This is a genomic window from Myxococcus sp. MxC21-1, from assembly GCF_032612255.1.
Taxonomy (GTDB): domain Bacteria; phylum Myxococcota; class Myxococcia; order Myxococcales; family Myxococcaceae; genus Myxococcus; species Myxococcus virescens.
Genome location: NZ_CP123278.1, coordinates 8949166 through 8965000, shown reverse-complemented (window position 1 = coordinate 8965000; position 15835 = coordinate 8949166). Strand labels below are relative to the sequence as shown.

The 15835-nt window shown below is 67.6% G+C and carries 18 protein-coding genes and 2 rRNA genes (1 of these 20 cut by a window edge); 10 read left to right on the top strand and 10 right to left on the bottom strand.

The genetic code is table 11. The features are described 5' to 3' along the window. The 3 genes from QEG98_RS40430 to QEG98_RS40420 form a co-directional block, all read left to right on the top strand. Nucleotides 1-2107, top strand: a 23S ribosomal RNA gene (locus QEG98_RS40430) (it extends 855 nt beyond the left edge of the window). Nucleotides 2108-2268: 161 nt separating this feature from the next. Next, nucleotides 2269-2385 (top strand): 5S ribosomal RNA (gene rrf / locus QEG98_RS40425). Between the two features lie 386 nt (nucleotides 2386-2771). Further along, nucleotides 2772-3215, top strand: coding sequence for a hypothetical protein (locus QEG98_RS40420; RefSeq protein WP_090495655.1), 444 nt, complete (start codon nucleotides 2772-2774; stop codon nucleotides 3213-3215). A gap of 3 nt (nucleotides 3216-3218) precedes the next feature. Here QEG98_RS40420 and QEG98_RS40415 read toward each other — a convergent pair whose 3' ends face one another. After that, nucleotides 3219-3419, bottom strand: a complete 201-nt coding sequence (locus QEG98_RS40415) for a SlyX family protein (RefSeq protein ID WP_002640911.1) — start codon at nucleotides 3417-3419, stop codon at nucleotides 3219-3221. Between the two features lie 66 nt (nucleotides 3420-3485). Here QEG98_RS40415 and QEG98_RS40410 point away from each other — a divergent pair, with 66 nt between their 5' ends. Then, complete coding sequence (locus tag QEG98_RS40410; protein ID WP_090495654.1) at nucleotides 3486-3788, top strand: hypothetical protein; 303 nt, start codon at nucleotides 3486-3488, stop codon at nucleotides 3786-3788. An 18-nt stretch (nucleotides 3789-3806) separates the two neighbouring features. Here QEG98_RS40410 and QEG98_RS40405 read toward each other — a convergent pair whose 3' ends face one another. The 3 genes from QEG98_RS40405 to QEG98_RS40395 all read right to left on the bottom strand — a co-directional run bounded on the left by QEG98_RS40405 (nucleotide 3807) and on the right by QEG98_RS40395 (nucleotide 5696). Beyond that, nucleotides 3807-4799, bottom strand: coding sequence for a tetratricopeptide repeat protein (locus tag QEG98_RS40405; RefSeq protein WP_316565150.1), 993 nt, complete (start codon nucleotides 4797-4799; stop codon nucleotides 3807-3809). 11 nt (nucleotides 4800-4810) lie between these two features. Further along, complete coding sequence (locus QEG98_RS40400; RefSeq protein WP_090495652.1) at nucleotides 4811-5155, bottom strand: putative signal transducing protein; 345 nt, start codon at nucleotides 5153-5155, stop codon at nucleotides 4811-4813. A 115-nt stretch (nucleotides 5156-5270) separates the two neighbouring features. Further along, nucleotides 5271-5696 carry a hypothetical protein gene (locus QEG98_RS40395; RefSeq protein WP_141621583.1) on the bottom strand — a complete coding sequence of 142 codons (426 nt, stop codon included), beginning with the start codon at nucleotides 5694-5696 and terminating at the stop codon, nucleotides 5271-5273. A gap of 211 nt (nucleotides 5697-5907) precedes the next feature. Between QEG98_RS40395 and QEG98_RS40390 the strand changes: the two genes are divergently transcribed. Then, the gene (locus tag QEG98_RS40390; protein WP_090495650.1) at nucleotides 5908-6135 is read left to right on the top strand and encodes a hypothetical protein; all 228 of its coding nucleotides are present in this window, start codon (nucleotides 5908-5910) and stop codon (nucleotides 6133-6135) included. A 105-nt stretch (nucleotides 6136-6240) separates the two neighbouring features. Here QEG98_RS40390 and QEG98_RS40385 read toward each other — a convergent pair whose 3' ends face one another. The 4 genes from QEG98_RS40385 to QEG98_RS40370 form a co-directional block, all read right to left on the bottom strand. Next, nucleotides 6241-7080, bottom strand: a complete 840-nt coding sequence (locus tag QEG98_RS40385; protein WP_316565149.1) for a hypothetical protein — start codon at nucleotides 7078-7080, stop codon at nucleotides 6241-6243. Beyond that, nucleotides 7077-7835 (bottom strand): hypothetical protein, encoded by a 759-nt coding sequence (locus tag QEG98_RS40380; RefSeq protein ID WP_316565148.1) that lies wholly within the window; start codon nucleotides 7833-7835, stop codon nucleotides 7077-7079. The genes QEG98_RS40385 and QEG98_RS40380 overlap by 4 nt, the downstream gene beginning before the upstream one ends. Continuing rightward, nucleotides 7832-10240, bottom strand: coding sequence for a TonB-dependent receptor domain-containing protein (locus tag QEG98_RS40375; protein WP_316565147.1), 2409 nt, complete (start codon nucleotides 10238-10240; stop codon nucleotides 7832-7834). Before QEG98_RS40375 ends, QEG98_RS40380 begins: the two co-directional genes overlap by 4 nt. A gap of 144 nt (nucleotides 10241-10384) precedes the next feature. Then, the gene (locus tag QEG98_RS40370) at nucleotides 10385-10798 is read right to left on the bottom strand and encodes a hypothetical protein (RefSeq protein ID WP_316565146.1); all 414 of its coding nucleotides are present in this window, start codon (nucleotides 10796-10798) and stop codon (nucleotides 10385-10387) included. A gap of 187 nt (nucleotides 10799-10985) precedes the next feature. Between QEG98_RS40370 and QEG98_RS40365 the strand changes: the two genes are divergently transcribed. The 5 genes from QEG98_RS40365 to QEG98_RS40345 all read left to right on the top strand — a co-directional run bounded on the left by QEG98_RS40365 (nucleotide 10986) and on the right by QEG98_RS40345 (nucleotide 14684). After that, the gene (locus QEG98_RS40365) at nucleotides 10986-11432 is read left to right on the top strand and encodes an FAD-dependent oxidoreductase (RefSeq protein WP_316565145.1); all 447 of its coding nucleotides are present in this window, start codon (nucleotides 10986-10988) and stop codon (nucleotides 11430-11432) included. Continuing rightward, nucleotides 11348-12391 (top strand): glycerol-3-phosphate dehydrogenase/oxidase, encoded by a 1044-nt coding sequence (locus QEG98_RS40360; RefSeq protein WP_316565144.1) that lies wholly within the window; start codon nucleotides 11348-11350, stop codon nucleotides 12389-12391. The genes QEG98_RS40365 and QEG98_RS40360 overlap by 85 nt, the downstream gene beginning before the upstream one ends. Then, a complete protein-coding gene (locus QEG98_RS40355; RefSeq protein ID WP_316565143.1) occupies nucleotides 12349-12681 on the top strand; it encodes a glycerol-3-phosphate dehydrogenase C-terminal domain-containing protein in 333 nt (110 codons plus the stop codon). The genes QEG98_RS40360 and QEG98_RS40355 overlap by 43 nt, the downstream gene beginning before the upstream one ends. Before the next feature lie 450 nt (nucleotides 12682-13131). Further along, on the top strand, nucleotides 13132-13356 hold the full coding sequence (locus tag QEG98_RS40350; RefSeq protein WP_316565142.1) for a hypothetical protein: 225 nt from the start codon (nucleotides 13132-13134) through the stop codon (nucleotides 13354-13356). After that, the gene (locus tag QEG98_RS40345; RefSeq protein WP_316565141.1) at nucleotides 13323-14684 is read left to right on the top strand and encodes a S8 family serine peptidase; all 1362 of its coding nucleotides are present in this window, start codon (nucleotides 13323-13325) and stop codon (nucleotides 14682-14684) included. The genes QEG98_RS40350 and QEG98_RS40345 overlap by 34 nt, the downstream gene beginning before the upstream one ends. A 16-nt stretch (nucleotides 14685-14700) precedes the next feature. Here the strand turns inward: QEG98_RS40345 and QEG98_RS40340 are convergent, their stop codons facing one another. After that, nucleotides 14701-15189, bottom strand: a complete 489-nt coding sequence (locus QEG98_RS40340; protein ID WP_316565140.1) for an anti-sigma factor family protein — start codon at nucleotides 15187-15189, stop codon at nucleotides 14701-14703. Further along, the gene (locus QEG98_RS40335) at nucleotides 15186-15800 is read right to left on the bottom strand and encodes an RNA polymerase sigma factor (RefSeq protein WP_090495643.1); all 615 of its coding nucleotides are present in this window, start codon (nucleotides 15798-15800) and stop codon (nucleotides 15186-15188) included. The genes QEG98_RS40340 and QEG98_RS40335 overlap by 4 nt, the downstream gene beginning before the upstream one ends. Between the last annotated feature and the right edge of the window lie 35 nt (nucleotides 15801-15835).

Below are 15835 nucleotides of genomic sequence, written 5' to 3'. Positions count from 1 at the left end.
AGCTGGTTCTCCCCGAAAGATATTTAGGTATCGGCTCGGGCAATTCAATGCCGGAGGTAGAGCACTGGAACGGCTAGGGGTCTCACCAGATTACCAAACCGTACCAAACTCCGAATGCCGGCAATTGTTATCCCGGGACGCAGTCAGTGGGTGATAACGTCCATTGGCAAGAGGGGAATAACCCAGACCGACAGCTAAGGCCCCCAAATCTAGTCTAAGTGAACACTAGAAAGGATGTGGCAGGTCATTGACAACCAGGAGGTTGGCTTAGAAGCAGCCATCCTTTAAAGAAAGCGTAATAGCTCACTGGTCAAGACAGGCCGCGCCGAAAATGTAACGGGGCTCAAGACTAGTGCCGAAGCTTCGGGTCACACGTAAAGCGTGTGGCGGTAGGGGAGCGTCCCAGTTGCAGCGAAGGTCGACTGAAAAGGCGGCTGGAGCGGCTGGGAGTGCTGATGCCGAAATGAGTAGCGTTAAAGGGGGTGAGAAACCCCTCGCCGTAAGCCCAAGGTTTCCTGGGTCAAGTTAATCTTCCCAGGGTTAGTCGGAACCTAAGCCGAGGCCGAAAGGCGTAGGTGATGGAAAGCGGGTTAATATTCCTGCACCATCTTGTGAGCGTTGAACTAAGGGAGGACGGAGAAAGCTAGGCGAGCTGACCGGTGGTTGTGTCAGTCTAAAGGCGTAGGGGTGTCGCGTACGAATAAAGGCGCGGCAGCTATCCCCGAGACTCGATGGCGCCCCGTAAGGGGTAAGTCGCTGATGCTCTGCTTCCAAGAAAAGTCCCGTAGGGAGCTTACAGGGTGTCCGTACCGTAAACCGACACAGGTGGGCGAGGAGAAAATCCTAAGGCGCTTGAGAGAACTCTCCTCCAAGGAACTAGGCAAATTTCCACCGTAACTTCGGAAGAAGGTGGGCCTCTGGTAGGTGAAGGCGTACAGCCGGAGCTGAGAGAGGTTGCAGAGAAATGGCGGTAGCGACTGTTTACCAAAAACACAGGACTCTGCGAAGGCGACAAGCCGACGTATAGGGTCTGACTCCTGCCCGGTGCTGGAAGGTTAAGGGGATTCGTCAGCCGCAAGGTGAAGCGATGATCCGAAGCCCCAGTAAACGGCGGCCGTAACTATAACGGTCCTAAGGTAGCGAAATTCCTTGTCGGGTAAGTTCCGACCTGCACGAATGGAGTAACGACTTCCGCGCTGTCTCGGAGAGGGACTCAGCGAAATTGAAATAGCTGTGCCGATGCAGTTTACCCGCAGCAAGACGGAAAGACCCCGTGAACCTTTACTATAACTTGACAGTGACACTAGGGATTGACTGTGTAGGATAGGTGGGAGCCTTTGAAGCCGGGCCGCTAGGTTCGGTGGAGGCAACGGTGAAATACCACCCTGTTGATTTCTGGTGTCTAACCATGTCCCGTCAGCCGGGATTGGGACACTGTCTGGTGGGTAGTTTGACTGGGGCGGTCGCCTCCCAAAAAGTAACGGAGGCGCGCGATGGTTCCCTCAGCCCGATTGGAAACCGGGCGTCGAGTGCAATGGCATAAGGGAGCTTGACTGCGAGACGGACACGTCGAGCAGGTGCGAAAGCAGGTCATAGTGATCCGGTGGTCCTGAATGGAAGGGCCATCGCTCAACGGATAAAAGGTACTCCGGGGATAACAGGCTTATCTCCCCCAAGAGTTCACATCGACGGGGAGGTTTGGCACCTCGATGTCGGCTCATCGCATCCTGGGGCTGGAGCAGGTCCCAAGGGTTTGGCTGTTCGCCAATTAAAGCGGTACGCGAGCTGGGTTCAAAACGTCGTGAGACAGTTTGGTCCCTATCTGCTGTGGGCGTAGGATACTTGAGAGGCTCTGACCTTAGTACGAGAGGACCGGGTTGGAGGCACCGCTGGTGTACCAGTTGTCTCGCCAGAGGCATCGCTGGGTAGCCATGTGCCGATTGGATAACCGCTGAAAGCATCTAAGCGGGAAACCGACCTCAAGACCAGGTATCCCGGGCGCAAGCCCCTGAAGACCCGTCGAAGACTACGACGTTGATAGGCCGGGTGTGTAAGCGTGGTAACACGTTCAGCTAACCGGTACTAATTGGTCGTGAGGCTTACTTTCCCCATTCTCTTGCATGCCCCCTCAAGGGGAGTAAGGGACTCGGGGCCAAGGCCGAGGCTTGAGTGCTTTTGGCACTCGCCTGGAAGACTCACACTGCGCACAGCGAGACTTCGCTCAGCAATGAATTGAAACTTACCCTTTGTATGCACTGTCGCTTGTTTTCCGGTGGCTATGTCGGAGGGGTCCCACCCGTTCCCATCCCGAACACGGAAGTTAAGCCCTCCAGAGCCGATGGTACTTCGCGGGAAACCGCGCGGGAGAGTAGGTCGCTGCCGGATTCTTTGAGAAACCCCCGGTGTCCCTCGTGGACACCGGGGTTTTCTGTTTGGGGCCGTGTGGGGTTTCCGCGCGTCACCGCGGGCGCTGGGCCAGGCGCCGCATGCGCAGCCGGCGCACGCCCCCACCGCCAGCAGGGCCGCCGTCGTGGCCAGCACCAGCAGGTGCTCGGCTCGCGCCGCCCCTTTCGCGACCCCCAACTGGTTCCACAGCTGCGACGCGCATCCTCGAGTCACGCGTCGTGTTGCAGTGAACGTCCTCCGTCCGCTGCGAGTCGCTGCCTTCCGTTGCGACTGCCTTTGCTGATTTGGAGCTCCATGTGGCTGGCATCGACGCGCTCGGCTTGGTTGAGTGTGGGCTCCCCGCTGTGTTGAGAGGAGCCTCTCGAATGAAGCTGCTTCGTCCTTGCCTTGGCGCGCTGCTCGCGGCCGGCCTCTTCCTCGTACCCACGAACTCAGAGGCCGCTGTCCGTGTCGGGCTTGGGGCTGATTACTGGATTGATGACAGCGCGGTCTTCAACTTCACGCTGGGCGTTGAGACGCCGCTCGCGGGGCCGCTGTCTGTTGGGGCTCGGTTCGGTGCAATGCTCATCACCGAGGGCAATGACATCGGTGTTCCGTTGGACCTGGTCCTGCGCGCGAACCTCGGCAGGTCCGGCGTCTATATCGAAGGCATGGTCGGCCCCTGGCTCGTGTTTGGCCGTGGCGACACCTTCCGAGCGCATGCCGCGTTTGGCTTTGGCCTTCAGGGCAAGGCCGCGAGCATTGGTCTCGAGGTGGGTTACCTGGAGCCCAATCCGACCATTGGTCTGCGGCTCGGCTACAAGTTCTGAGCCTCAGTAATGCGGTGGACGCTCGTCATGACGGGCGTCCACCAGGCCAGGCTCGGCTTCCAGCTTCTGCTTGAGCCGGTCCACCTCTGCGCGCAGCTGGTCGATGACCTTCTGCTGTTCGTACAGCACGCCGCTGAGCTCCTGCAGCAGTTCCTGCTGGTGCATGTAGCGGATTTCCAGCTCGGCGATTCGCTTCTCGTCCATGGGCACCCACCCATATCCCGGCGAGGCGGCCTGCGTCCCTACCAGGTTGAACCTTGCTCCCTCCGCATGAACGTCGACGAACACATCCAGCGTGCTCGTGAGCTGCTCGCCCGGAACCAGCCCGAGATGGCCGAGTCCGCTCTCAGCGACGCCATTGATGCCGCTGTCGCCGCCGAGGACATCGTCCTGCTGACGCGGGCTCGCTTCGCTTTGGGGGAGTTGCTCTTCCATCAAGAGCGTGATGCGGAGGCGGTTCCTTACCTGCAGGCCGTCGTGCGCACCGAGCGCGTCGATGGCGCCGTGGACGTCGAGGTGAAGGCCTCCGCCCGCATGCTCCGACAGATCCGCGGCATCGAGCCTCGGGAGTAGGTCTCCGGCCCCTTCGCGTCAGGGGATGCTGCAGGACTTTCGAATCAGCTCCGGCTGGCCGGAAAAGCGCCGCTCAAGGTCCATTCGCGTGAGTCGGGCATCGTCGATGCGCCGCTCCTTGACCTGAATCGCGCAGAGGGCCGCCAGCGCCCTGGGGTCTGCCCGGTCCAGCCGGTCCGCTTGGCGCAAAGCCTCTTCCGCGGTGTCCACCTTGCCCAGCCGATGCCAGGCGAGCCCAAGCTCGAAGAAGCCCAGGCTGAGCTTCGGGTCCTCGGCCACCGCCGCGCGGAAGAGCTTCACCGCTTCGGCGTCGTGCCCTTCCCGGCTGTGCACCCGGCCTTGTTCCACCAGGAGCCTGGCATGCGGCAGGCGCCCTTCAAGCTTTCGGAGGACGGCCAGCGCCTCTTCGCCCCGCTTCGCGGCGCTCAGCAGGTGGACGTAACGCAGTCCGACCAGCGGGTCGCCGGGCGCCTTGCCATGCGCCCGCTCCATTGCCTCGGCCGCGCCCACGACGTCCCCGTCCTTCTCTTGGAGCTCCGCTCGGAGCAGGTCCGGCCGCGCGTCTCGTGGGGCCAGCGTCTCTGCGCGTGACAGGGCCGTGCTCACACACCGGCTCATCCGTTCGACGTCGCAGATTCTCGCCAGCAGGAGCTGGGTTTCGACCTCCTGGGGATTCCGGCGTTCCGCCTCCAAGGCCAGCGCATGGGCGTCATCTGGCGCCCCCTCCAGCAGCAGCGTCGCGGCCTCTCGCAGCTCCGCCGGCGTGGCCTTGGCGTCGTCCTTCAGCGGCCGCAGGAAAGGGACGCGCTGCGACACGCTCGACATGGCCCGTGCGATGGACAGCTGCTGCTCGGGCATGTTCCTGGAGATGAAAAGCGGAATGAGGTGGATGAGCGTCACCACGGTGCACACGATGAGCAGGCTCCGGGTCCCCCGGTTCAGCCTGCGGCGACGCGCTCCCTCTGCTTCCTGCACTTCCGATTCTCCTGGAGGCGCGCTCCGCCTCACCATGCATCCCGCTACTACACTGCCCGCAGTATTGGACGTAGCCCCGAGGGCAGCTCCAGGCCACAGCTCCAACACAGCTCGAAGTTGCCGGGGTTCTCTTCGCGGCACCGTGGACACTCCACCGACCGCTCGGCGTGCTCTTGATTCTCCTGGAGCTCCGCCAGGAGGCCTTTCGCGTGCTCGAGGTCTTGCGGCTCCACCCACAGCTCTATCCAGGTCTCCGCGCTCGGAATCTCGCCGCTCAACGGGGCAAGGGCTTCTCCGCGAACCTCTACCGCAACGCCCATGGCTTCCAGCGCACCCGCCAGAAGCCGTGCTTCTCCCACCGTGCGATGCACGGACAACTGCACGCGCCTCATGCTCCTGTCTTCACAGAAGCCGAGCTCGGCAGCAACCCCGGCTGCGGGCTCGCTCCCGCCCGCCCGATGGGCGGCTTGCCTGGGCGGGTGACACGAGGCGCCGGGCCCTGAGGCGCTACTGCTCTTCTTCGCGCAACTGGTGCGGCAGCACCGCGTGTGCGCGACGCGGTGCCCGGGCATGCAGCTCGGTCGTCAGCAGGCGGTCCAGCTCCTCGAGCAGGGCGTCATAGAGGGGGCCAGCGCCCTGGGCTGGAAGTCGCTCGGCCGCGACGCGCACGCGAGGGGATTCTTCGTCCTCGAACGCGAGCGTCACCGCGAGACCGTCTGGCCCACCTGCCTGCGGAACCATGACGACGGGGGCGGGGGCGCGGCTGGCTTGTTCGAAGAGCGGGCCCAGGCGCTGGATTTCCGCTCCCGTGAGGTCGCGCTCGCTGACCACCTCACCCTGCTCCAGCACCTTCAGGTGCTTCATTCCTTCCAGCCGGAGCGCCTGTGCGCCCGTGTTCGTTCGCCCACTGCGCTCGTACGTGACCGTCCTCACGCCGCGTCACCTCCTTGGGCACGAGGTAGGCACCCTTGCTCGCCGCCGCATCCGGCAAAGCCGCGGCTCGCGCATTCCGTGTCCGGCGCCGAGCGATGTCGTGTGCTTCCCGACACCGGACGAACACCTCCGCACGAGTGTTTCCACCTGGGCCGCTTCCTAGTTTCAGGCCTCCCCGGCACTTTCGCTTGGGGACTCCCGAGGTAGGTCCATGAGCAAGGACAGCGGCAAGAACCAGAACGACCAGCGCGCCAACTCCAAGAATCCCAACAACCCCGCGCACAAGGCGTCGCAGGACAACCGCTCCAACCAAATGAACCCCAATAGCCCTCGGCAGTCGGGCAACAACCCGAACGGCGGGAGCAACAACAGCGGGAACAACTCGACGGGGGGGAACCCCGCGGCGAACTCGTCCGGCTCCTCGCACAACAAGAGCTGAGCTTTGAAGGCTCCAGGCCCAGGGAGGGTCGGCCCCGGGCCTGGGGGCTCATGCTGGCGCGGTGGCCGGCCGTTCGTGCCACCGCGCCAGCATCCCACCGCGTGGTCAGCGCGCCCGGGGCTCGCACTCACCTTCGCCGCGGTAGTGCCCCAGGTTGCGCGTCAGCGCCGTGACGAAGTCGCGCAGCGTCTGCACGTTGCCCACGCCACCCGTGCCGTACTGCCCCGACGGCAGCTCCGTCAGGTCCACCGCCGCCAGTTCCTCGAGCGTCACCTCTCCGTCCGGACCCGCGATGCCCATGCTGTCCGCGGCGGCCAGCGCGTCGAAGCGCATCTTCGCGTCCGGCGACTGCAGGTCGTCGAAGAAGAGGTGGTCACCGTGGATGGTGAGCTGCACCGTCTCCTCGCCGTCCTTGGGCACCGTTACGCCCGCGCCCAGGCCCGGGCTCTCGCAGTGCTCGTAGACGGTGTTGGTGGTGAAGCCCCAGGCGAAGCGCTTGGTCTGCGCGCCCTTGGTCGCCGTGCCCTCCAGGTAGACGGAGTATCCGCCGTCCTTCATCCGCGTGACGTCCGCGGCGTCCGCGTTGCCAGCAACCGCGTTGGCGTTGGGCGCGATGGCGAAGCTGACGTGGTCCCACTCCTGGGCCGGCACGTCGCGGAACGTCTCCACCACCACCGGGCCGGGCTTGTGCACGTCGAAGACCCGCGCCTGCGTCATCTCGACGGCGGTCTCGTCGTGGTTGCCGACCTTCACCTCGCCGAGCACCACGAGGAACTTGCTGAAGCGCACCGTCCAGCCGTCCACGATGCCGTCCTCGTCACCCACGGCCGCGGGAATCTCCTTCTCGATGTAGTCCTCGCCATAGGTGGTGAACGTCACCGTGCCCGCGCCGTCGCTGCACGCCATCAGTCCCAGACAGGAAAGCCCCAGCATCCACTTCTTCATTGCGCAGCTCCTTCCACCCACGTCACGACGTAGGCAGTGGTGTCTTCCACGCCGCGCACCAGCGCGTTCTGCGCCTGGCTGTCGGCGGGGAAGGTGTAGACGCCATCCGCGTCCAAATCGGTCGCGGTGGCGAAGTCAATGCGGCCCAGCCACGTCCCCAGCTTCACGGCGATGCGCACACGGCCCGCCTCCATCCCCAGCGACTTCTCGAAGCGCACGCCCTGGATGGGCTTGGGCAGGCTCGTCAGCGCGTCGAAGCGCCGCTCGACGCCCTCCGCGTTGCGCGCCGTGCCGCGGACGCGCATCGCCTGGCCGCTCAGCACGCCCTGGGCGTCGGTGGCCTGCGTGGGGGCCGTCAGCGTCAACTCCAGGGAGCCGTACTCGCCCGTCACTGCGCTCGCGTCGCCCAGCGTGGCGCCGGTGAGCAGGTCCACGGTGTGGGTGGTCAGCATCTCGGCCAGCGCGTCGCCCGGTGAGTAGTGTCCGGGGTGCGCATGGGCCGTGCCGCCGATGAGCGTGTACCAGTCGAAGCGGCGGGCCGTCAGCGCGCGGCCTTCAAAAAAGCGCACCGGGCCCACGGAGAGGTGCGCGGACTCCACCGTCACCGTCCAGCCTCGCTCGTTGGCGCCCGTCATGGGCGTGGACGTCACCTCCACGGGAAAGGTGCGCCGCTCCGCTTCGCTGCCACAGCCGCTCAGGACCGTGGCAGAGGCGGCCAGGGCCAGCGCGCCGGTGAGGATGTGTCTGCGATTCATAGGTGGACCTCCAGGGAGAGCGAGGCCATTCGAGGCGACCCCGCGGTGAAATGTCTTGCCGGGACGAGGCTCGCCGCGGCGGCAGGGTCGAAGCGCGAGCCGTAGACGAACTCGCCATCCCTCCAGCGCGCGTCGAGCAGGTTCGAGACCTCCAGCCTCAGCCCCAGCTCGCCCCGGCGGATGGCGACGTGCGCATCCGCGAGGAACACGGTGGCGCTGCGCTCGCTGAAGGGCAGCGGGCGTGGACCGATGAAGGTGAGCCCCGTGCCCAGCGACAGCGTGCTGCCGCCGAACCCCGTCCAGGTCAGCGGGCCTTCCCAGCCCACGTCGGCGCGCGCGACGAATGGCGCGAAGTAGGGCAGCAGCGTGTCCGAGGCTCGCACGTAGGCGTGGGCGAACGTGGCGCTGACCGAGGTGACGAGCCCTGGCAGTGGACGGGCCTGGAGCGCGGCGGAGACGCCCGAGCGCAGCGTCTGGCCCGTGTACACAGTCGTGCCCACCGTGTGGTCGAAGAAGAAGTCGTTGTCCACCTGCGAGCCGAAGAGGCTGAGCTGCAGGGCCCAGTGCTCGCCGTCCTTGCGCGAGCCCAGCTCCGCGCCTCGGATGGAGACGAAGGGGGCGCGCTCGCCCTCCGAGAGGCTGCGTGCCTGCGGCGAGCGGAAGCCGTCACCGTAGCTGGCGAACAGGCGCCAGGCGTCCGCGTCATCTCCCAGCGCGTACTCCACGCCCGCCTTCGCGCCCAGGTGGACGCCGAAGGCACTGCGCGAATAGCCCTGTCCGTCGTAGTAGCGCGGGTCCCGGAAGGCGAGCGCGTCGAAGACCTCCACACCCAGCGCGTCCGCGCGCCCCCCCAACCGGAAGCTCCAGCGGCCCAGTGGCATGCGGGCCTCGGCCCAGCCCCAGACGTCCGTCTGGGTGAAGGTCGCGTCAATCTCGTCCGAGAAGAAAGTGCCGTCGGATTCGCGGTAGCGCCGCTGTGTCTGCTCCACGCTGTCTCGCCGTGCGCCCAATCCCAGCTCCAGCGCGACCGGGCGACCGAAGGCCGTCACCGACCTCCGATGCTCGGCGCGGGCGCCCAGCGTGGTGGCGTTGTTCGTCTGCTCCAGGCCGTCACCGCGCTCGTCGACACGGAAGCCCGTGAAGTTGTTGCGCAGCCGCAGGTCCGAGAGGATGCCGAAGACCTCCAGCTTCGTGCGCCCGTTCCCCGTGCGCGGCAGGTCCACGCCGAGCAGCAATTGGTGCCGTGACACCGAGCCGCCCTGCCGCCCCAGTGCGGCGGAGAAGAAGTCGCTGCGGCCCGAAAGCAGGTCGTCCTCGCGCACCACGCCCGGGGAGTCGAAGCGTGTGACGTAGCTGCCTGCGAGTGCGCGGACCGTCAGCCCATCTCCGAGTGTCGCATTGGCCTGCGCGAGGAGCGAGGCGCGGCCGTAGCCTCGCTGAGCGCCGAACCCTCTGCCTTCACCCAGCTCCACCGCGGCGAAGGTTCCCGCGTCGTCTCCCGGCCGCACCGTGGCCACGAGCCGACGCTGGCCGTACTGGCCGAGTGTCCCCAGGAGGTGGACGCCGGGCTCGGCGACGCCCAGGTCCATGCGGACCGTTCCCGCGACGGCGAAGTCACCCTGCGCGGCGCGGTAGGAGCCTTCCGTCACTTCGAGCGCCTGCACGACCTCTGGGATGACGAAGTTGATGTCCGCGTAGCCCAGCGCGTGGATGTGGCTCACCTCGTTCACTGGCAGGCCGCCGACGTCGAGTTCCACGTCCTGGCCGTGCAGCGCGTCGAAGCCTCGGAGGAAGAGCTGTTGGGCCTTGCCCTCTCCACTGTGCTGCGAGGCCACGAGGCCGGGAACGGCTCGCAGGAGGTCCACTGCGTTCCTGCGTGGCGCAGCGTCCAAGATGTCCCGGCGCAGTGTCACCTCGGACGCGCTTTGCGCGGGACGCGCGCCGCGCACCACCGTGGACTTTGACGGCGGTTCCTCGGCCTCGAGGTCGGATGCGCTGGTGAGGGATTCTTCCTGCTCCGAGGGGAGAGGATGGGAGCTTGCCTCCGACGAGGGGACGTCGGCGGTTTGGGTGATGGGGTGAGGGGAGGATGCTTCCTTGGGAAGCTGTCCGGGCTCGTTGGCTGGGGACGTGTCCGCTTCCGCCGGAGACTTCACGGACGTGATGGCGCTGGCTGCGGGTGGGGCTTGGCGCTCCGTGTTCACGAATGGCGGCACGTCGTCATGTGCGCTCGTGCCCGTGCCTGCCGCGGCACGCTCGGACGCGGGAGATGGCTCTCGTGCCGCATCTGGCGGCCGGTTCGAGGGCGACAGGGCGAGGACACACGACGACATTGCGGCAACGAGGAGCACGGGCACGTACGGACACACAGCGGCGCAGGCCCCATGCTGCGGCGTCTTGCTCACGCTCGGACTTCGCGCGGCGCACGACGCCCCAGGGAGTGACCCCACCGGGACGGGTTCAGAAGTGAGTCAGCAAGCAGGACACACGGACCCATGCGTGCTCCGCACGCGTGGCTCCTTGCGTTGGTTGCGCGAGGGTGATGACGGCTACGGGCCCTGGGGCATCGCCGTCGGGCGCACCGCGGAGCCGGGGACCCTCGTGGGGCCGCGCTGGAGCTCCGCCAGCCACGACACTTCACGCACGCGCGGCAGCTTCATCACCGCCCAGGTCAGCGCGACCGCTTGCAGGTGCTCCACGGAGCCCGTCAGGTGCTCGTGCTCGCTCTTCCGCTCACCGTCGGGGGCGGGTTCCCCCGCGCCCTCATCGCCACGGTGTGCGTGCTCGTTCCCCGCACCGTGCGCGTGGGCGCGCCCGTGCGGGTGTGAATGGGCATGGGAGTGGTGATGACCTCCATCGCCGTGCTCCACCACCGCGTGCAGCACCGGCGCCACCACGAGCCCGTACACCAGGACCATCAGTCCCAGGCTGGCCAGGTCGCGTCGGTCGTGGGGGTTCAACAAGGCCGTGGAGCCCGGGGTGAGGGGAGGGGTCGGTCGCCTCCTATCTGTCTTCATCCAGACGCGCAAGGCACCGTCCCCCCTCGGATGGGTGCCTCGCGGACACATGTCGCCTCGCTCCGTGTAGGGCGCTTGACGCAGCGCATTGGTTTCCGCTGCCCTCGCCGGCCAACGCCGCTACACTTATGCCGTGCGTTCTGAATCCGTCGCGCTCAGCCGTGTTGTCTCCGAAGCAGATGTGCCCCCGCCTCCGTCCCGCGCAGCACGCCTGCGGGCCCTGGCCACGGAGACCTTCGACGTCCTCATCATCGGGGGCGGTGTCACCGGCGCGGGCTCGGCGCGGGATGCCGCGCTCCGGGGCCTCAAGGTGGCGCTCGTCGAGCGTGACGACTTCGCCAGTGGCACCTCCAGCCGCTCGTCCCGGCTCATCCACGGCGGCCTGCGCTACCTGGAGCACGGCCACCTGGGCCTCGTCTTCGAATCCAGCATCGAGCGCCAACGCCTGCTGCGGCTCGCCCCGCACCGGTGCGCCCGCTCGCCTTCATCTGGCCCGTGTACGCGGGCGCCCGCGTGCCCCGCTGGAAGCTCAACGCGGGCCTCATGCTCTACGACGCCCTCTCCCTCTTCCGGAACGTGAAGGGCTACCGCCGGCTCAACGCCCGGCAGGTCCACGCGGCCGAGCCCGGCCTGCGCACCGACCACCTCAAGGGCGGTGCCCGCTACTACGACGCGGCCACGGACGACGCGCGCCTCACCCTGGCCAATGCCGTGGGCGCGTCCGAGGCGGGAGCCGTCGTCCTCAACCACGCGTCCGTGAAGGCGCTCGTCCTGGAGCAGGGACAAGCGCACGGCGCGACGGTGGTGGACCACCTCACCGGCGAGGAGGTCACCGTGCGCGCACGGGTCCTCGTCAACGCCACGGGCCCGTGGAGTGATGAAATCCGCCGGCTGGATGCACCGAATGGGGCGAGCCCGGCCGTGCGCGGCAGCAAGGGCGTCCACCTCGCCGTGCCGCGCGAGCGCATCAACCACCGCGACGCCTTCACGCTGCTGTCCCCCAAGGACGGCCGGGTGATGTTCGTGCTGCCCGCCGACAACTTCACCATCATTGGCACCACGGAGACGTCCACACGCGCGCACCCCGCGGAGGTCCGCGCCAGCGAGTCCGACGTGGCCTACCTGCTGGAGTCCGCCAACGCCTTCTTCCCCGAGGCGCGCCTCACTCGCGCGGACGTGGTGAGCGCGTGGGCCGGCATCCGTCCCCTGGTGGCCAGCGGCTACCACGGCACGCAGGCCGACGCGGGCAGTGCCAGCCGCGAGCACGCCATCGACGTGAGCCCCTCCGGCGTGCTCGCCATCAGCGGTGGCAAGCTCACCACCTATCGCGTCATGGCGCGCGACGTGGTGGACGCCGTGGAGCGCCGCCTGGGCCAGCCTCGTCGCCGCTCGCCCACGGATGTGTTGCCCCTGCCGGGGGAGACATCCGCGCGCTGGACGCCGAGTTCGCCGCGGCGCGCGCCGAGGTGGGAGACGACGCCACAGCCGTCCACCTGGTGCGCGCCTATGGCAGCCGCTGGCGCCGCGTGTGGGCCCTGACGCGAGAGGACGCCGCGTTGTCCCGGCCGCTCGCCGAGGGGCTTCCCTACCGGGCCGCCGAGGCCGCCTGGGGTGTCACCCACGAACTGGTGCACACCCTGTCGGACCTGCTCATCCGCCGCCTCAAGGTGGCGTTCGAGACGCGCGACCAGGGGCATGCGGCCGCGCGTGTGGCGGCCGAAGTCATGGCGCCCCGGTTGGGCTGGGACGCCGCGGAGACACAGCGGCAGCTGGATGTCTATGCCGCCGATGCGCTCCGCCTATTCGGCGTGGATCCAGCCGAGGCGTGAAAGGGCGAACGCTCCCCTGTCCGCTGCTCGCCGGGCACGTCCTGCCACGGACAGGGGCGCGAGCGGCCGATTCGCTGGCGTGGTTAACTTGCGCTCCGGGAACGGAATCAGGTGTCCTCCCGTTCATGCGCGTCCCTGGAAATTTATCAGCCGCGCCGTGACGTACGACGCCTGCTGGACGGGCACTCGAGGAGCGTGAAATGAAGCGTTGCGTCTGGCTGGGTCTGGTCGGGGGGCTGATGGCATGTGGCTCGGAGCAGGAGCCCAAGGCGTGCCCCGGTACCGAGGGGTCGTCCCAGTTGCCGGCGGTGGTGTCCGCGGCGCGAAGCGAGGCGGCCCTGACGGACGATGGCGGGGAGGACGTCATCATCGCCTTCCGGCAGCGCGTCTTCGCCTCCGCGCAGGCCAACACGGATGCTTTCGCCAACGAGGTGACGCGCGCTGGAGGCGGTGAAGCAGCGCGTCCCGTCGCTGAACATGCTGTCCGCCCGGGTGTCTCCCGAGGCGCGCGCGGCGCTCGCCCGGAATCCGGACGTGGTGTCGGTGTCGCCCAACCGTCCGGTGTACGCGCTCGGCATGTCGCGGCCACCGCTGCCCGCGCAGGCGTGGCTGGGCGCGGAGCCGCGGCCGCCCCCAACACCGTGGGCTCCGTGGGGGAGTACACCGACGGCCTGAAGATGGTGCGGGCCAACAAGGTCTGGGATTTCAACGACGACGGTGTCCTCGATGAGGGCCGGCCTTCGGGCACGGGCATCAAGGTGTGCGTCATCGACAGCGGTTGGGACAACCGCCACCCGGAGCTGCAGGCCGCCTTCATTGGAGGCAAGGACTTCATCAGCGGGTCCGCCAACTCGCTGGCCCTGGACGCGCAGGTGGACTCGAAGGGCAACGTGCTGCTGTGGGGCGGCGGACACGGCACGCACACCGCGGCCACCATCGCCGCGCAGCTGGGCGGGGGCGGCCGGGTGCGGCTGGGCGAGGACCCCAACGGCACGGTGGGCGTGGCCCCCACCGCGTCGCTGCTGATCGCTCGGGTGCTGAACGAGCGCGGCACGGGCGACACCCTGAATGTCATCGCCGCGCTCCAGTGGTGCCAGGAGCAGGGGGCGAACATCGTGTCGCTGTCGCTGGGCGCCGTGTCGAAGAACGAGGCCGAGGAGCTGGCCTTCAACCAGGCCAGGGCGAATGGCGTGCTGGCCATCGCGGCGACGGGCAACTCCGGCGCGGGCGAGGTGTCCTTCCCGGCCGGGTATGACTCCGTCGTGGGCGTGGGCGCGGTGACCTTCTCGGGGGAGTGGGCCAGCTTCTCCCAGTACGGCCAGGGCATCAACCTGGTGGCCCCCGGCGTGGGCGTGTTGAGCGCCACCATCATCGGCGGGGCGCCGTATGGCGAGGTGGCCGCGAGCGGCCAGCAGTTCGCGTCCAACCCCCTGGAGTTCTCGGCCGTGGGCGCCTATTCGGGGCGGATGGTGGACTGTGGCCTGGGCGGCAGCATCTCCGACTGTGGAGAGGCCGCCACCTGTGATGGCTTCGTCGCCTATGTCGACCGCGGCGGCGGCATCCTCTTCGAGGAGAAGGTGCGCAACGCCATCCGCGCCGGAGCGAAGGCCGTCATCATCGGCAACCACAACCCCGACGAGGGCACGGGCAACTTCACGCTCAACGGGCCGTCCAAGCTGTGGGTGCCCACCGTCTCCGTGTCCTTGGAGTCGGCCAACGTGCTCCGCGAGCTCATGGGGCAGGAGGTGACGTTGGACGTCGCCGGTCTGGACTACACGCTGCAGACGGGCACCTCCATGTCGACGCCGCACGTGGCCGGGGTGGCGGCCCTGGTGTGGAGCCTGAGTCCCCAGCAGCTCGATGCGGAGAAGGTCCGCAGAGCCCTGCTCGAGACGGCCCGGGATTTGGGGCCGGCTGGGTGGGATCCGAACTACGGCAACGGCCTGGTGGATGCGGTGGAGGCCGTCCAGCACGCAGAGGGCCAGCTGACCCCGGTGCCGTAGGTCACCGCGGCCGGCATCAGCGCAGGGTTATCAAGGGGGAGGCCACCAGGCACGCCCCCACGCGGGCTTCCAGCGCCGCCACGGCTTCCCGTGAAGGGTCGTCACACCAGTCGACGGCCCAGGTGGCGGTGGTGAGCGCGTCGTTCCGGGGCCAGGGCTCGTCGGCGCTTGGGAGGCGCGTCACCTGGAGCGTGGTGATGCCCACGAAGGCCACCGATGCCAGGGCCGCGGTCAGCATCTTCCCCCAGTGCATCCAGCTGACCTTCGGGGCGGCGGGCACCACGGGCTTTCGCAGCCGGGACTCCAACGCGGCGAAGTCCAGGGCGGTCCGCGCCGGCATGCGCCGCGCTCGCTGCGCCATCCACCCACGCTCCGCGCGCAGCCAGCTCAGCGCGTGCTGACAGGCGGGGCAGGCCTGGGTGTGAGCGCGGACCCGCGCGGCGTCCTCGGAGGAGAGTTCGTCGGCCAGCAGCGCGTCCAGTTCGGTTTCGCGACAAGCGCTCATGAGTGGCCTCCAACGTGTGCGGCCAGGTGCTCGCGCAGTTGGAGCCGTGCGCGGTGGATTTCGTTCTTCACCTTCTGGAGGGACCAGCCCATCACCGCTGAAATCTCCTCGTAGGGCAGGCCGTGGTCGATGCGCAGCAGCAACGCCGCGCGCCGGTCCTCGCGCAGCGTCCCCAGCGCGCCCGCCAGCAATCCTTCCAGTTCCCGGTCCAGGAGCAGGTCCTCCGGCGTGGGCGTGGGCAGCACCGCCTCCACCTGGCTGCCATGGACTTCATCGTCCATGTCCACGTGGACGCCCCGGTGCCGCAGCGACTCCAGGTACACGTGCCGGGCGATGCCCAGCAGCCACGCCCCCAGCCGGTCCTCGTCGCGAAGCGCGCCCAGCCGCGCATGGGCGCGGACGAAGGTCTCCTGCGTGGCTTCGTCCGCCGCGGCCTCGTCGCGCAGCAAGTCCTTCAAGAAGCGCCACACTCCCGCGGCGTGCCGTTCAAACAGCCAACGGAAGGCCGCGGGGTCACCCGTGCGCGCCCGGCGCAGCAACGTCCGCTCCCGGTCCGTGTCGGACGGGGGCGCACCTGCCAGCACCATTTTCATCGCGGAAAGGAGGGCCACGGCACCAAGGTGTCACGGGCGGCCCGGGAGTTTCA

Excerpts from the sequence above, each read along its gene's own strand:
- QEG98_RS40410 (WP_090495654.1), top strand. The coding sequence starts at position 3,486 with ATGAACGTCGACGAACACATCCAGCGTGCTCGTGAGCTGCTCGCCCGG.
- QEG98_RS40380 (WP_316565148.1), bottom strand. The coding sequence starts at position 7,835 with ATGAATCGCAGACACATCCTCACCGGCGCGCTGGCCCTGGCCGCCTCT.
- QEG98_RS40405 (WP_316565150.1), bottom strand. The coding sequence starts at position 4,799 with ATGGTGAGGCGGAGCGCGCCTCCAGGAGAATCGGAAGTGCAGGAAGCA.
- QEG98_RS40400 (WP_090495652.1), bottom strand. The coding sequence starts at position 5,155 with ATGAGGCGCGTGCAGTTGTCCGTGCATCGCACGGTGGGAGAAGCACGG.
- QEG98_RS40340 (WP_316565140.1), bottom strand. The coding sequence starts at position 15,189 with ATGAGCGCTTGTCGCGAAACCGAACTGGACGCGCTGCTGGCCGACGAA.
- QEG98_RS40415 (WP_002640911.1), bottom strand. The coding sequence starts at position 3,419 with ATGGACGAGAAGCGAATCGCCGAGCTGGAAATCCGCTACATGCACCAG.
- QEG98_RS40390 (WP_090495650.1), top strand. The coding sequence starts at position 5,908 with ATGAGCAAGGACAGCGGCAAGAACCAGAACGACCAGCGCGCCAACTCC.
- QEG98_RS40385 (WP_316565149.1), bottom strand. The coding sequence starts at position 7,080 with ATGAAGAAGTGGATGCTGGGGCTTTCCTGTCTGGGACTGATGGCGTGC.
- QEG98_RS40420 (WP_090495655.1), top strand. The coding sequence starts at position 2,772 with ATGAAGCTGCTTCGTCCTTGCCTTGGCGCGCTGCTCGCGGCCGGCCTC.